The 14,740-nt window shown below is 57.5% G+C and carries 10 protein-coding genes and 1 pseudogene; 5 read left to right on the plus strand and 6 right to left on the minus strand.

Going from position 1 to position 14,740, the window contains the following annotated elements:
* Nucleotides 1–11: 11 nt before the first annotated feature.
* Together eutS and maeB are read right to left on the minus strand one after the other, a co-directional pair.
* Nucleotides 12–347 (minus strand): ethanolamine utilization microcompartment protein EutS, encoded by a 336-nt coding sequence (eutS, locus tag ABLV30_RS23805; protein ID WP_004123425.1) that lies wholly within the window; start codon nt 345–347, stop codon nt 12–14.
* A 159-nt stretch (nt 348–506) separates the two neighbouring features.
* Nucleotides 507–2,786: an NADP-dependent oxaloacetate-decarboxylating malate dehydrogenase gene (gene maeB / locus ABLV30_RS23810; protein WP_004853066.1), complete on the minus strand. Its 2,280-nt coding sequence runs from the start codon at nt 2,784–2,786 to the stop codon at nt 507–509.
* Nucleotides 2,787–3,075: 289 nt separating this feature from the next.
* Here maeB and tkt point away from each other — a divergent pair, with 289 nt between their 5' ends.
* A complete protein-coding gene (tkt, locus tag ABLV30_RS23815) occupies nt 3,076–5,070 on the plus strand; it encodes a transketolase (RefSeq protein WP_042945780.1) in 1,995 nt (664 codons plus the stop codon).
* Here tkt and ABLV30_RS23820 read toward each other — a convergent pair.
* The 3 genes and pseudogenes from ABLV30_RS23820 to aegA all read right to left on the minus strand — a co-directional run bounded on the left by ABLV30_RS23820 (nt 5,039) and on the right by aegA (nt 8,792).
* Nucleotides 5,039–6,106 carry a DUF1176 domain-containing protein gene (locus tag ABLV30_RS23820; protein WP_064358871.1) on the minus strand — a complete coding sequence of 356 codons (1,068 nt, stop codon included), beginning with the start codon at nt 6,104–6,106 and terminating at the stop codon, nt 5,039–5,041. The two genes, tkt and ABLV30_RS23820, sit on opposite strands and share 32 nt — an antisense overlap.
* 65 nt (nt 6,107–6,171) lie before the next feature.
* Nucleotides 6,172–6,769 (minus strand): annotated as a pseudogene (gene nudK / locus ABLV30_RS23825) (GDP-mannose pyrophosphatase NudK).
* A gap of 58 nt (nt 6,770–6,827) precedes the next feature.
* Complete coding sequence (gene aegA / locus ABLV30_RS23830) at nt 6,828–8,792, minus strand: formate-dependent uric acid utilization protein AegA (RefSeq protein ID WP_348865684.1); 1,965 nt, start codon at nt 8,790–8,792, stop codon at nt 6,828–6,830.
* Nucleotides 8,793–9,173: 381 nt separating this feature from the next.
* Here aegA and acrD point away from each other — a divergent pair, with 381 nt between their 5' ends.
* The gene (gene acrD, locus ABLV30_RS23835; protein ID WP_004853071.1) at nt 9,174–12,287 is read left to right on the plus strand and encodes a multidrug efflux RND transporter permease AcrD; all 3,114 of its coding nucleotides are present in this window, start codon (nt 9,174–9,176) and stop codon (nt 12,285–12,287) included.
* Nucleotides 12,288–12,424: 137 nt separating this feature from the next.
* Here the strand turns inward: acrD and ypfM are convergent, their stop codons facing one another.
* Nucleotides 12,425–12,484, minus strand: a complete 60-nt coding sequence (gene ypfM / locus ABLV30_RS23840; RefSeq protein ID WP_100181659.1) for a protein YpfM — start codon at nt 12,482–12,484, stop codon at nt 12,425–12,427.
* 386 nt (nt 12,485–12,870) lie between these two features.
* Here ypfM and ABLV30_RS23845 point away from each other — a divergent pair, with 386 nt between their 5' ends.
* The 3 genes from ABLV30_RS23845 to ABLV30_RS23855 are packed head-to-tail and all read left to right on the plus strand — an operon-like array spanning nt 12,871 to nt 14,586.
* Nucleotides 12,871–13,224 carry an ArsC family reductase gene (locus ABLV30_RS23845; protein ID WP_004853073.1) on the plus strand — a complete coding sequence of 118 codons (354 nt, stop codon included), beginning with the start codon at nt 12,871–12,873 and terminating at the stop codon, nt 13,222–13,224.
* A gap of 3 nt (nt 13,225–13,227) precedes the next feature.
* Complete coding sequence (dapE, locus tag ABLV30_RS23850; protein ID WP_004853076.1) at nt 13,228–14,355, plus strand: succinyl-diaminopimelate desuccinylase; 1,128 nt, start codon at nt 13,228–13,230, stop codon at nt 14,353–14,355.
* Nucleotides 14,356–14,382: 27 nt separating this feature from the next.
* Entirely contained in the window at nt 14,383–14,586 is a 204-nt protein-coding gene (locus tag ABLV30_RS23855; protein WP_004123464.1) for a YpfN family protein, read from the plus strand.
* Nucleotides 14,587–14,740 lie beyond the last annotated feature (154 nt).

Here is a 14,740-nt window from a genome sequence, read left to right on the forward strand (position 1 = left end):
GCCGCCTCTAATTAGCTTTTGGTTAACTCGCAGAGGGTGTAATTTAATAATCGGCCAAGCCCGCTCACCGTCTGCAGCAGCGCCTCTTCTACCGCGCCGACCGAGCCGTAAATCACCAGCGCGCCGCTAAACCGGTCGAGAAAACCGATATGCACATCGGCGGCCTTCATCGCTAAATCACCGGCGATCATGGCGGTTTCTCCAGGGGTTAAGGTCATAATGCCGATAGCGCCGGATTCGGGAACGCCGATCTTTTTCGCCAGTTCTGCCCCAGGGTGCGCAATCAGATGCGCCAGCGTCACCTGCTTGCCGGGTACAAATTCCTGAATGATGCGTTCTTTATCCATGGCTCACCGCTCCGCTAAAACTTGCGCTTATCGTGACAAGTTTCCGCTGGAGTAAATAACAAAATTCGGCAAGTTGATTTGAAAGGTGAGATAGATCACTTATAAACAGAAATAAAAAAGCGCGGGAGAATTCCCGCGCCTGAAATAATTAAATGAAAATTACAGCGGCTGAGTTTGCGCTTCAACAACCGCCAGCGCGACCATATTCACGATACGCCGTACCGAAGCAATTGGCGTCAGGATATGCACCGGCTTTGCGACGCCCATCAGCACCGGTCCGACGGTGACGCCTTCAGAGCTGGAGACGCGAAGTAAGTTGTAACTAATACGCGCTGCTTCCATATTCGGCATCACCAGAATATTGGCCGAACCTTTCAGCGGGCTGTCCGGCATCCGCTCATTACGAATGCTTTCCACCAGCGCGGCATCGCCGTGCATTTCGCCATCGATCATCAACTCCGGCGCCTGCGCCTTCACCAGCTCCAGCGCCTGGCGCATTTTGCTGGCGGACGGGCAGTCCGAGGAACCAAAGTTCGAGTGCGACAGCAGCGCCACCCGCGGTTCAATCCCGAATCGACGAACGGTTTCTGCCGCCATCAGGGTGATCTCGGCAATTTGCTCCGGCGAGGGATCGTGGTTGACGTAGGTGTCGGCGATAAAGGTGTTGCCGCTCGGCAGCAGCAGCGCGTTCATCGCCCCGGCCGCATGAACCCCTTCGCGGTAGCCAAACAGCGGCTGAATGACGCTGTAGTGCTCGTGATAGTCACCGATGGTGCCGCAGATCATCGCATCGGCTTCGCCGCGCTGCACCATGATCGCGCCAATGACCGTAGTGTTGCTGATCACCGCCCGCTGCGCCTGCTCCTGGGTGATCCCGCGCCGCTTCATCAGGGTGTAATATTCATTCCAGTACTCTTTGAAACGCGGATCGGATTCGTTATTGACGATCTCAAAATCAACCCCGGCTTTGATCTGCAGTCCCAGTTTCTGGATGCGCATCTCAATGACGCCGGGACGACCGATCAGAATCGGTTTCGCCAGCCCAAGGGAGACCAGCTCCTGAGTCGCGTGCAGTACGCGGGTATCTTCGCCTTCCGCCAGTACCACCCGCTTCGGCTCTTTGCGCGCCTGCGAGAAAATCGGCTTCATAAACAGGTTCGTTTTGTAGACGAACTCGCTGAGCTTCTCGATGTACGCATCAAAATCGGCGATCGGGCGGGTCGCGACGCCGGAGTCCATCGCCGCTTTCGCCACTGCCGGAGCAATCTTGACGATCAGCCGCGGGTCGAACGGCTTCGGAATGATATATTCCGCGCCGAAGCTCAGATCCTGATCGCCGTAGGCGGAGGCCACCACTTCGCTCTGTTCAGCGTGCGCCAGCTCGGCAATCGCGTGCACCGCCGCCAGCTTCATCTCTTCGTTAATCGCCGTTGCGCCGACGTCCAGCGCGCCGCGGAAGATGAACGGGAAGCACAGCACGTTGTTTACCTGGTTCGGATAGTCGGAGCGGCCGGTACAAATAATGGCGTCGGAGCGCACCTCTTTCGCCAGCGGCGGCAGAATCTCCGGCTCCGGATTAGCCAGCGCCAGAATCATCGGCGCGCGGGCCATTTTCTTCACCATCTCCTGAGTCAGCACTTTCGGGCCCGAGCAGCCGAGGAAAATGTCCGCTCCGTCAATCACGTCATCCAGCGTGCGTTTGCCGCTGTCTTCGACCGCATAGGCCGCTTTCGTCTCCGCCATATTCGGCTCGCGGCCCTTATAGATAACGCCTTTCGAGTCGCAGACCACGATGTTGTGTTTCTGCATCCCCAGCGCCACCAGCAGGTTCATACAGGCAATCGCCGCCGCGCCCGCGCCGGAGACCACCATCCGCACGTCGGAGATGTTTTTCTCCACCACCCGCAGACCGTTAAGAATCGCCGCGGTACTGATAATCGCCGTCCCGTGCTGATCGTCATGGAAAACCGGAATATTCATGCGCTCGCGCAGCTTTTGCTCGATGTAGAAGCACTCCGGCGCTTTAATATCTTCAAGGTTGATACCGCCGAAGGTCGGCTCCAGCGCCGCGACGACGTTGATAAATTTGTCCGGGTCCAGTTCATCGACTTCAATATCGAACACATCGATACCAGCGAATTTTTTAAACAGAACGCCTTTGCCTTCCATCACCGGCTTACCGGCCAGCGCGCCGATATTGCCCAGCCCCAGAACGGCCGTGCCGTTGGAGACCACCGCTACAAGGTTGCCGCGCGCGGTATATTTATAGGCTGCCAGCGGATCCTTCTCGATTTCCAGGCAGGGCGCGGCGACGCCCGGCGAGTAGGCCAGGGCCAGATCGCGTTGGGTAGCCAGCGGTTTGGTCGGGGAGACCTGGATTTTTCCGGGGACCGGGAATTCGTGGAAATCAAGGGCGCTTTGTTTTAACTGCTCATCCATTTTATCGTTCCTTTCACGTATCGATCGTAGGGGGTGAAACGTTATCGCGTACCTGGTGTTCACCCTAAAGGGCCACCTAGTATCTCGCCTGACGGCTTCGTAAACTTTGAACACCGCCAAACTCTCGCCATAACAAAGTTATATTTGTTATCGATTTATATTGTTTATGTAACTTAGTTTCAGAAGCAATGATAGCCCCGTCTGCTATGCTTTTTAGTTATGCAACTCATCACCCTCTCTATCCTAATCCAATAAAAACTCATGTAACCTATTGTTTCAGGAGCACATTATGTCCCGTAGAGAACTAGCCAACGCCATCCGCGCCCTGAGTATGGATGCAGTCCAGAAAGCCAACTCCGGCCACCCCGGCGCGCCAATGGGTATGGCCGATATCGCCGAGGTGCTATGGAACGATTTCCTCAAGCACAATCCTGAAAACCCGCAATGGTACGATCGCGACCGCTTTATTCTCTCCAACGGCCACGCGTCGATGCTGCTTTACAGCCTGCTGCATCTGACGGGCTATGACCTGCCCATCGAAGAGATAAAAAACTTCCGTCAGCTGCATTCAAAAACCCCGGGCCACCCGGAGATTGGCTATACGCCGGGAGTGGAAACCACCACCGGTCCGCTGGGGCAAGGACTGGCGAATGCCGTGGGCCTGGCTATCGCCGAGCGCACGCTGGCGGCCCAGTTTAATCAGCCAGACCATGAGATCGTCGATCACTTCACCTACGTGTTTATGGGCGATGGCTGCCTGATGGAGGGGATTTCTCACGAAGTGTGCTCTCTGGCGGGGACGTTAGGACTGGGCAAGCTGATCGGCTTCTACGACCACAACGGCATTTCCATTGATGGCGAAACCAAAGGCTGGTTTACCGATGACACGGCAAAACGCTTTGAGGCCTATCACTGGCATGTGGTGCATGAAATTGACGGCCACGACCCCGAAGCCGTGAAGAAAGCGATTCTGGAAGCCCAGAGCGTGAAGGACAAACCCTCGCTGATTATCTGCCGTACGGTGATAGGCTTTGGTTCGCCGAATAAAGCCGGGAAAGAAGAGGCCCACGGCGCGGCGCTGGGAGAACAGGAAGTGGCGCTGGCGCGCCAGCAGCTGGGCTGGCATCACCCGGCGTTTGAGATCCCGAAAGAGATCTACCGGGCCTGGGACGCGCGTGAAAAGGGACAAAAGGCGCAGAAAAGCTGGGAGGAGAAGTTTGCCGCCTATCAGCAGGCCCATCCGCAGCTGGCGGCGGAGTTTACGCGGCGCATGAGCGGCGGACTGCCTGAGTCGTGGAATGAAACGACGCGGAAGTATATTGCCGATCTGCAGGCTAACCCGGCGAAAATAGCCACCCGCAAGGCTTCGCAAAATGCCCTCGATGCCTACGGCCCGCATCTGCCGGAACTGCTGGGCGGCTCCGCTGACCTCGCGCCCAGCAACCTGACCATCTGGAAAGGATCGACTTCGCTGAAAGAGGATCCGGCGGGTAACTATATCCACTACGGCGTACGCGAGTTCGGGATGACGGCCATCGCCAACGGCATCGCGCATCACGGCGGGTTTGTCCCCTATACCGCCACCTTCCTGATGTTCGTCGAATATGCCCGCAACGCGGCGCGTATGGCGGCGCTGATGAAAGCGCGGCAAATCATGGTCTATACCCACGATTCCATCGGTCTCGGCGAAGATGGTCCGACGCACCAGGCGGTAGAACAGCTGGCCAGCCTGCGCCTGACGCCAAACTTCAGCACCTGGCGACCGTGCGATCAGGTGGAGGCCGCGGTGGCGTGGAAGCTGGCGGTCGAACGTCACAGCGGGCCGACGGCGCTGATCCTCTCAAGGCAAAATCTGGCGCAAATGGCGCGCACGCCGGAGCAGGTACAGAATATCGCCCGCGGCGGCTACGTGCTGAAGGACGCTGGCGGCAAGCCGGACCTGATCCTGATAGCTACCGGTTCGGAAGTCGAGATCACCGTGCTGGCGGCGGAGAAGCTGCTGGCCAAAGGGGTGAACGTGCGCGTGGTCTCCCTGCCATCGACCGACGTGTTTGATGCCCAGGAGGAAGCCTACCGGGAATCGGTCCTGCCGTCGGACGTCAGCGCCCGCGTCGCGGTTGAGGCCGGCATCGCCGACTACTGGTATAAGTATGTGGGGCTAAAAGGCAAAATCGTCGGCATGACCGGCTACGGTGAATCGGCCCCCGCGGATAAGCTCTTCCCTTACTTCGGCTTTACCGTTGAGCATATCGTTACCGTGGGGGACGAGGTACTGAACGGGTAACCCAGAGCGTGGGCCAGGCGTCTGGCCCCTGCCAGTTATCGCACTGCGGCTGCCGCGCGTAGCGTACCAGGCTAAACCGCTGGCCGTCATAGCGCCAGCGCGTTTGCGTCCCGCAGTCGCCGGGCGCGCGCCCTTTATCCAGCGTCACCAGTTCCTGGCGTCGATCGTCGTAGCGGGCGTTTACCAGTTCGACATCGCGCGGCCCGTCGCCGGGGGGCTGGAAAGGCAGAGTGAGCCGTACCGGATGAGCAATATACGGCCGCTGGCGCGACACCAGCCAGGCCAGCCAAATGGTGTTGTAGGCGCCCGCTTCGCAGCTGGTCATCAGCAGCACCCTATCGTCGGTCAGCGCGGCAACCCGCACCTCGCGGCGAAACGGATCCAGCGAACAGGCGCTGCTGTTCATGCGCTCGTTGCCATAATCCATGAGATCGTTAAGTTCATCGCGGCTGAGGGGGGACTCCGCCACGTCGATTCTCGCCACCGAGCGCAGCGCCGGGGCGGGCGGAACGCTGAGCGGCGGCTCTTCTCCCTTCCCTACCCACGCGGTTTCGCTCCCCACGCGCTTCTGCCGGCTATCGATAAACAGCAGGGCGGCTTTCAGCCCCTGTAAAGAGATGGCCTGCAGGCCATTTTCGAGGGTTATCGCCTTTGCTGCCTGCACCTGCTGCAGAAAGGCATCAATGGTGACGCTATCGTCGGTTTCAAGCAGTTTGTCGGCGATCTGCCAATGTTTATCGCCCAGAGACAGGGGTTTACCATCGAGGCGAAGGCGCGGCGCAATCGGCGCCAGCGCCGCGACCGGATTGCCCACGCCGCCGAGTTCAATGCGCAGGCTGGCGCTGGTAGCCGCCCCGGCGCTGCGGGTGAGGGTCATGACCAGGCCGTGATGCAGCCCGACGTTGCGGGCCACGCAGAAGTTCTGATTGTTGCAGGTTACCTGCCAGTCATTGAAGAGCTGTTGTGCCGGCGCCGCCCGCACCAGCGACGTCGGCACTAAACCGAAAAGCAGAAACAAAATAACCCGATGCAACATGAGCGGCACAACCCCGGAGAAAACGCCATACACAGCGGCTATGTTCACCAGCGGCGAGGTTTTACTCAATCGGATTTATCAGAGATCCCCGTTCATCAGCCCGGAGGTTTGCAAATATTGCAGCAGGATCACCGCTTTGCCATCGCGGATCTCCCCGTTCGCCATCATCTCCAGCGCGCGATGATAAGGGAGCTCCAGCACCTCAATATCTTCATCATCAACGCCGCCGCCATCGTTGGCCCGCTGAGTATCGTTATATTCGGCAATAAAGAAATAGATAAGCTCGGTGACGCCGCCGGGCGACATAAACAGTTCAAACAGTTTGCGCACTTCACCCACTTCGAAACCGGTCTCTTCAATGGCTTCTTTGCGCACGCACTCCTCCGGCTCATCGCTGTCCAACAGCCCGGCGCAGGTTTCAATCAGCATCCCGTCTTCGTTGCCGTTTATCCAGGTCGCGATGCGGAACTGGCGAACCAGCACGACGGTCTGCTTATGGCGGTTATACAGCAAGATGGTAGCGCCGTTGCCGCGATCGTAGACTTCGCGTCTATGGCGAACCACGCTGCCGTCGCTGCGCGTCAGTTCATAGGTCATGTTGCGCAAAAGGAACCAGTTTTCGGAGAGGATTTTATCTTTGATAATGTTGATATTGAGTGACATACGAGCCCCACAGCGTGAAATGACGATTCCATACTACGCTGTGAAGCCCGCTTTGTCGTCAGTGAAGCGGAATCGATTTAACCTCGAGGAAGTCCATTATCCCCTGCGCCGCGTGGCGGCCTTCCGCCATGGCGGTCACCACCAGATCGGCGCCGCGCACCGCATCGCCGCCGGCAAACACTTTGCGATGGGTGGTCTGGTAGCGGTAGCGGCTTTCCACATTGGCCTTGATTCGACCCCGGCTATCGAGCTTAACGCCCACCGATTCCAGCCACGGCATACCGTGCGGATGGAAACCAAAAGCCATGATCACCGCGTCGGCGGGCATGACAAACTCGCTTCCGGGGATTGGCGACGGGCTGCGGCGCCCCTGAGCGTCCGGCGCGCCCAGCCGGGTACGCAGAAAGCGTACGCCGTTGACGTGTCCCTTCTCGTTCAGCTCCAGGGTGACCGGCTGGACGTTAAATTCAAACTGCGCCCCCTCTTCGCGCGCGTTTTTCACCTCTTTCTTCGAACCAGGCATATTGGCTTCATCGCGACGATAGGCGCAGGTAACCTGCTTCGCGCCGTGGCGCAGCGCGGTACGCACGCAGTCCATCGCCGTATCGCCGCCGCCGAGCACCACGACGTTCAGCCCTTCGGTGTTGACGTAAGGCTCTTCCGGCAGTTCAAGCAGCCCCATCACCTGTTTGGTGTTGGCTATCAGGAACGGCAGCGCGTCATATACGCCGGGCGCGTCTTCATTCGGCAGATCCGCTTTCATCGAGCGATAGGTTCCGGCGCCAATAAATACCGCGTCATAGTCATCAAGCAGCGTCGTCAGCGGGATATCTTTGCCTATCTCGCAGTTCAGCTCAAAGCGCACGCCCATCTGGGTAAAGATTTCCCGCCGCCGGGCAAGCAGAGATTTATCCAGCTTAAAGGCAGGAATACCAAAGGTCAGCAGACCGCCAATTTCCGGGTGACGGTCAAAGACCACCGGACTCACGCCGTTACGCACCAGACGGTCGGCGCAGGCGAGCCCGGCAGGACCCGCGCCGATAATCGCCACCCGCTTGCCGCTTTCAACGACCTGAGAAAGATCCGGCCGCCAGCCGTTGGCCAGCGCCTGGTCGGAGATATAGCGTTCAATGTTGCCGATAGTCACCGAACCGTGCTCATCGCGCAGCGTGCAGGCCCCTTCGCACAGGCGATCCTGCGGGCAGACGCGGCCGGTAATTTCCGGCAGGCAGTTGGTCTGGTGAGAAAGCTCCACGGCGGCGGAAATATCCCCCTCTTTCACGCGTTCAATCCGCTGCGGAATATGGTTATGCAGCGGACAGGTCCATTCACAAATGCTGTGCTCGCCGCACGTCAGGCAGCGCTCCGCCTCGCGGTTGGCCTGCCCGGCGCTGAACGGCAGATAGATTTCGCTAAAATTGGCCTTACGCGCCTCGGCGGATAGCTTGTCGGGCTCGCCGCGCGGCGGCGTCGCGGCCATCTGCGCGACTTTGCCCGCGGAGCAAGGCGCCATCGCCGCGCCGGGGTGGCCAAGACGCGCCGCGCGCTGACGCCGCTGTTTCGCCAGATTCACCAGCGTGCTGTCCGTTGCCAGTACCAGCGCTTCGGCCGGGCAGTTTTGTACGCAGGCGGGCCCCTCTTCGCGACCGCTGCACAAATCGCATTTATGCGCCGTCGCTTTGACCCTCTCCTCCTGTACCGGCGTCAGGACGATTTGCATCACGCCAAACGGGCAGGCAACCATACAGGATTTACAGCCGATGCATTTCTCCTGATTAACCTGGACGCTGTCGTTAAGCTGGCTGATGGCGCCATTGGGACAACTGCGGGCGCACGGCGCCCCTTCACAATGGTGGCAGGTTACGGCGTTACGTTTTTGCTCGTTTTTGATAACCGTAATGCGCGGCAAAAAACGCTGCGGGGTCAAAACATGCTGCTTATCGTTGTGCGCCATGACGCAGGCAACTTCACAAGCCTTGCATCCGATGCACTTATGACTATCGCTTAAAATAAAGTGGTTCATGACATCCTTCAGTCTTCGTGGTGAATAACCCCTCAATTAGCATGCTTATCTATTACCCGACAAAACGGTGCCGGAACAATGTGCATTTGCACAGGTTGCCGATTTTTTGGTAATAACCCGAGGTGGATCAATTTTTTTGACTTAAATGAAATCACGTTTTATTTAGCTAAGTAATAATGCGCTACGTATGCGCCACCGCGGCGGCGCGCCGAAAGGAAGGAGCAGATAGAGGAAGAAAGAGAGTTCTTTACGCTGCCATAAAAGGCACACGATAAATTACACTATCTCCTTATTTTCTCCACGATTGCCTGAGGGCTTGCCGCTAGAGTGTCACAGGCTGTGCAATAACAAAAAAATGTGCAAAATGAGGTCCTAATTCTGATGGCGAATTTTTTTATCGATCGCCCCATTTTTGCGTGGGTACTGGCAATACTTTTATGCCTGACCGGTACGCTCGCAATTTTGTCGCTTCCCGTTGAGCAATATCCCGACCTTGCCCCGCCTAACGTACGGATCACAGCGAACTATCCGGGCGCTTCGGCACAGACGCTGGAAAATACGGTCACCCAGGTTATCGAGCAAAATATGACCGGCCTCGATAACCTGATGTATATGTCATCCCAGAGCAGCGGCACCGGCCAGGCCACCGTGACGCTGAGCTTTACCGCCGGGACCGATCCGGATGAAGCGGTCCAGCAGGTGCAGAACCAGCTACAGTCGGCGATGCGCAAACTGCCGCAGGCCGTCCAGAACCAGGGCGTAACGGTGCGTAAAACCGGGGATACTAATATCCTGACGATCGCCTTCGTCTCTACCGACGGCAGTATGGATAAACAGGATATCGCCGACTACGTCGCCAGTAATATTCAGGACCCGCTCAGCCGGGTCAACGGCGTCGGAGATATTGACGCCTATGGTTCGCAGTATTCGATGCGCATCTGGCTCGATCCGGCCAAACTCAACAGCTTTCAGATGACGGCGAAAGACGTCACTGATGCCATCTCTTCGCAAAACGCGCAGATCGCCGTCGGCCAGCTGGGCGGCACGCCGTCAGTGGATAAACAGGCGCTCAACGCGACGATTAATTCACAATCGCTGTTACAAACGCCGGAACAGTTCCGTGATATTACCCTGCGGGTTAATCAGGACGGTTCGGAAGTTACCCTTGGCGACGTCGCCACCGTCGAGATGGGGGCGGAAAAATACGATTACCTCAGCCGCTACAACCGCCAGGCGGCGTCCGGGCTGGGGGTTAAGCTGGCCTCTGGCGCAAACGAAATGGCGACCGCTGAACGCGTCATCAGCCGTCTGAACGAGCTGTCGCAATATTTCCCGCACGGCCTGGAATATAAAGTCGCTTACGAAACCACCTCATTCGTTAAGGCGTCGATTACCGACGTCGTGAAAACGCTGCTTGAAGCCATCGCGCTGGTCTTTCTCGTGATGTATCTGTTCCTGCAGAACTTCCGCGCCACGCTGATCCCGACCATCGCCGTTCCGGTGGTGCTGATGGGAACCTTTGCCGTCCTTTACGCCTGCGGCTACAGCATCAACACCTTAACCATGTTCGCAGTGGTGCTGGCGATAGGCCTGCTGGTGGACGATGCCATCGTGGTGGTAGAGAACGTCGAGCGTATCATGAGCGAGGAGGGCCTCTCGCCGCGTGAAGCGACGCGAAAATCAATGGGGCAGATTCAGGGCGCGCTGGTCGGTATCGCCATGGTGCTATCGGCGGTATTTGTGCCGATGGCCTTCTTCGGCGGCACCACCGGCGCGATCTACCGCCAGTTCTCGATTACCATCGTCTCGGCGATGGTACTGTCGGTGCTGGTGGCGATGATCCTCACCCCGGCGCTGTGCGCCACATTGCTTAAACCCGTTCATAAAGGCGAAACCCACGGGCAGCGGGGCTTTTTTGGCTGGTTTAACCGCACGTTTAACCGTAACGCCAGCCGCTACGAAACCGCGGTCGGCAAAATTCTTCATCGTTCGCTGCGCTGGATAATGATCTACGTCCTGCTGCTGGGCGGGATGGTCTTTCTGTTTCTGCATCTGCCCACGTCATTCCTGCCGCTGGAAGACCGCGGCATGTTTACCACTTCGGTGCAGTTGCCGAGCGGCTCAACCCAACAGCAAACCCTGAAGGTGGTGCAGCAGGCGGAAGACTACTTCCTGAACAATGAGAAGCAAAATGTTGAATCGGTGTTCGCGACCATCGGCTCCGGCCCCGGCGGCAACGGCCAGAACGTGGCGCGTATGTTCGTACGCCTTAAGGACTGGGACGAACGCGATCCCACAACCGGTTCATCTTTTGCCATCATCGAACGCGCAACCAAAGCGTTTAACAAAATTAAAGAAGCGCGCGTCTTTGCCAGCAGTCCGCCGGCCATCAGCGGTCTGGGCAGCTCCGCCGGTTTCGATATGGAGCTGGAGGATCACGCGGGCAACGGACACGAAGCGCTGATGGCCGCCCGCGATACCCTGCTGGAACTGGCCGGCAAAAATAATCAGCTCACCCGCGTCCGCCACAACGGCCTCGACGATAGTCCGCAGCTTCAGGTGGACATCGATCAGCGTAAAGCGCAGGCGCTGGGCGTCTCTATCGACGATATCAACGACACCCTGCAGACCGCGTGGGGGTCAAGCTACGTCAACGACTTTATGGATCGCGGCCGCGTGAAGAAGGTCTACGTTCAGGCGGCCGCGCCGTATCGCATGCTGCCGGACGATATCAACCTGTGGTACGTGCGCAACAGCAGCGGTACGATGGTGCCCTTCTCCGCCTTCGCGACCTCGCGCTGGGAGACCGGCTCGCCGCGTCTGGAGCGCTACAACGGCTACTCGGCGGTAGAGATCGTCGGTGAAGCCGCGCCGGGCGTCAGTACCGGTACCGCCATGACGATTATGGAAGAGCTGGCCCAGCAGTTGCCGAACGGGTTTGGTCTCGAATGGACGGCGATGTCTTATCAGGAGCGGCTCTCCGGGGCGCAGGCGCCGGCGCTGTACGCCATTTCGCTGCTGGTGGTGTTCCTGTGCCTGGCGGCGCTGTATGAAAGCTGGTCGGTGCCGTTCTCGGTGATGCTGGTGGTGCCGCTGGGGGTTATCGGCGCGCTGCTGGCAACCTGGATGCGCGGCCTGGAAAACGATGTCTATTTCCAGGTGGGCCTGCTGACGGTTATCGGCCTGTCGGCGAAGAACGCCATTCTTATTGTCGAATTTGCCAATGAGCTGAATCAGAAAGGCGAAGATCTGCTTACCGCCACGCTCTCCGCCTGCCGCCAGCGTCTGCGGCCGATCCTGATGACCTCGCTGGCGTTTATCTTCGGCGTACTGCCGATGGCCACCAGCACCGGGGCGGGCTCCGGCAGCCAGCATGCCGTCGGCACCGGGGTGATGGGCGGGATGATTTCCGCCACGGTGCTGGCTATCTTCTTCGTGCCGCTGTTCTTTGTGCTGGTACGCCGCCGCTTCCCGCTCAAGGAACGGCCGCAATAATCGGGACGCGCCCTGACGATATTTTCGCCAGGGCCAAATAACAGAAAAGGCGACCGGACAGGTCGCCTTTTTCATGTGGTCGCTTCAACTGCATTATTATTCTGCCTGTGAAATCGCCATGCTTTTATTGCGGAAAACTATTTACGAAGCATGCCTTCGATAAAGTCTTTCCAGTTCCCCAGTTCGTGTTCAATCATAATAGCCTCTCTTATTATTATGGGTGATTTTATGCAAATTCATTGATGGTTAAAAGCCTGTTTGCGCTATCGTACTGATAACTTTCATTACCCCCTGCGGAACGTTCTCTTTCATTCGTAAGTACTATGAGCCGATTTTGCGCATTTTAATGTGACCAACAGCAACATTTAGCAACATTTGTTCATCAGCCTGAATCACCGGAATCCGCCTCGAGGCCAGGAAACGCCGTCAGGGGGCGTTTAAAAAACAGCCAAAATGTAACAATGAATATATCCCGACGGGAAAAAACGATATTTATTAAAGCATTTCACGTATTATTTATTCAGGGCTTATATATTCGGAACATTCTTAGCCAATCGTTTAATTCAACGGAAAAGGTTTAATCATGCTTACCATGTACGGGATAAAAAACTGCGACACCATAAAAAAGGCTCGCCGCTGGCTGGAGACGCAGCAGATAGAATATCGCTTTCATGATTATCGTGTCGATGGTCTGGATCGCACTTTATTAGATACCTTTATCGCTGAACTCGGCTGGGAAGCCCTGCTTAACACCCGGGGGACGACGTGGCGCAAGCTGGATGAAACGGTCCGCGCCGGTATCAATAACGCCGACGCTGCGGCAAAACTGATGCTGGAAATGCCGGCAATCATTAAACGCCCATTGCTCTGCGCGCCCGGTCAGCCTATGCTGCTGGGTTTCAGTGAATCAAGTTATCAGCAGTTTAACGAGGTGTAGTCTATGTCTTGCCCGGTCATTGAGCTGGCTCAGCAGCTTATTCGCCGCCCTTCCCTCAGCCCCGATGATGCGGGATGCCAGGCGTTAATGATTGAACGCCTGCGTGCGATTGGCTTTACCGTTGAACCGATGGATTTCGGGGATACCCAAAACTTCTGGGCCTGGCGCGGGCGCGGGGAAACGCTGGCGTTTGCCGGCCATACCGATGTCGTCCCGTCGGGGGACGCCGATCGCTGGATTAATCCCCCCTTTGAACCCACCATTCGCGACGGCATGCTGTTTGGCCGCGGCGCCGCGGATATGAAAGGCTCGCTCGCGGCAATGGTCGTCGCCGCCGAACGTTTTGTCGCTCAGTATCCAAATCATAAAGGTCGTCTGGCCTTCCTGATCACTTCTGATGAAGAAGCCAGCGCCAAAAACGGCACCGTTAAGGTTGTTGAAGCGCTGATGGCGCGCAACGAGCGCCTGGATTATTGCCTGGTCGGCGAACCGTCCAGCACCGAAGTCGTCGGCGATGTAGTGAAAAACGGCCGTCGCGGCTCTCTGACCTGCAACCTGACCATTCACGGCGTACAGGGGCACGTGGCCTACCCGCATCTCGCCGATAACCCGGTGCACCGCGCCGCGCCGATGCTGGCGGAGCTGGTGAATATCGAATGGGATAAGGGCAACGAGTTCTTTCCGCCGACCAGTATGCAAATCGCTAACGTGCAGTCCGGCACCGGCAGCAACAACGTAATTCCCGGCGATATGTTCGTCCAGTTCAACTTCCGCTTTAGCACCGAGCTGACCGACGAAATGATTAAAGCGCGCGTCGTGGCGCTGCTGGAGAAGTACGCGCTGCGCTACAGCGTCGACTGGTGGCTCTCAGGCCAGCCGTTCCTGACCAGCCGCGGTAAGCTGGTTGATGCGGTGGTTAACGCCATTGAGCACTATAATGAAATAAAACCGCAGCTGCTGACCAACGGCGGCACCTCCGACGGGCGCTTTATCGCGCGTATGGGCGCGCAGGTGGTTGAACTGGGGCCGGTGAACGCCACCATTCATAAAATAAACGAGTGTGTGAATGCCGCCGACCTCCAGCTGCTGGCGCGGATGTACCAACGCATCATGGAACAGCTGGTCGCCTGACGGCATCAATAGAGAAGAGGTAAGCGCATGGATTGGCTAACGAAATACTGGTGGGTTCTGGTGTTGGTATTTTTGGTGGGCGTGATGATCAACGTGATTAAAGATCTGACCCGCGTTGACCACAAAAAATTTCTCAACAATAAACCGGATCTGCCCCCGCATCGCGACTTCAACGACAAGTGGGACGACGATGACGACTGGCCGAAGAACGACCCGTCGAAGAAGAAGTAACATCTTACTGCGGATTGCCATAAAGCAATCGCCCGGCGAGTTCGACGCGGGTCAAGTAGCCCGGACTGATGCGCATCATCGCCTCCGGGAAAATATCCTACTCTGCGCTCTTTTCCCGGGGGCGGCGCTTAACGCGCCTTGCCCGGGCTACGGG

It is taken from the genome of Klebsiella sp. CN_Kp113 (assembly GCF_040064585.1).
Lineage (GTDB): Bacteria > Pseudomonadota > Gammaproteobacteria > Enterobacterales > Enterobacteriaceae > Klebsiella > Klebsiella michiganensis.

Coding starts and splice junctions, on each gene's coding strand:
- ABLV30_RS23855 (WP_004123464.1), top strand. CDS start 14,383: ATGGATTGGCTAACGAAATACTGGTGGGTTCTGGTGTTGGTATTTTTG.
- eutS (WP_004123425.1), bottom strand. CDS start 347: ATGGATAAAGAACGCATCATTCAGGAATTTGTACCCGGCAAGCAGGTG.
- ABLV30_RS23845 (WP_004853073.1), top strand. CDS start 12,871: ATGCTTACCATGTACGGGATAAAAAACTGCGACACCATAAAAAAGGCT.
- acrD (WP_004853071.1), top strand. CDS start 9,174: ATGGCGAATTTTTTTATCGATCGCCCCATTTTTGCGTGGGTACTGGCA.
- dapE (WP_004853076.1), top strand. CDS start 13,228: ATGTCTTGCCCGGTCATTGAGCTGGCTCAGCAGCTTATTCGCCGCCCT.
- maeB (WP_004853066.1), bottom strand. CDS start 2,786: ATGGATGAGCAGTTAAAACAAAGCGCCCTTGATTTCCACGAATTCCCG.
- ABLV30_RS23820 (WP_064358871.1), bottom strand. CDS start 6,106: ATGTTGCATCGGGTTATTTTGTTTCTGCTTTTCGGTTTAGTGCCGACG.
- tkt (WP_042945780.1), top strand. CDS start 3,076: ATGTCCCGTAGAGAACTAGCCAACGCCATCCGCGCCCTGAGTATGGAT.
- aegA (WP_348865684.1), bottom strand. CDS start 8,792: ATGAACCACTTTATTTTAAGCGATAGTCATAAGTGCATCGGATGCAAG.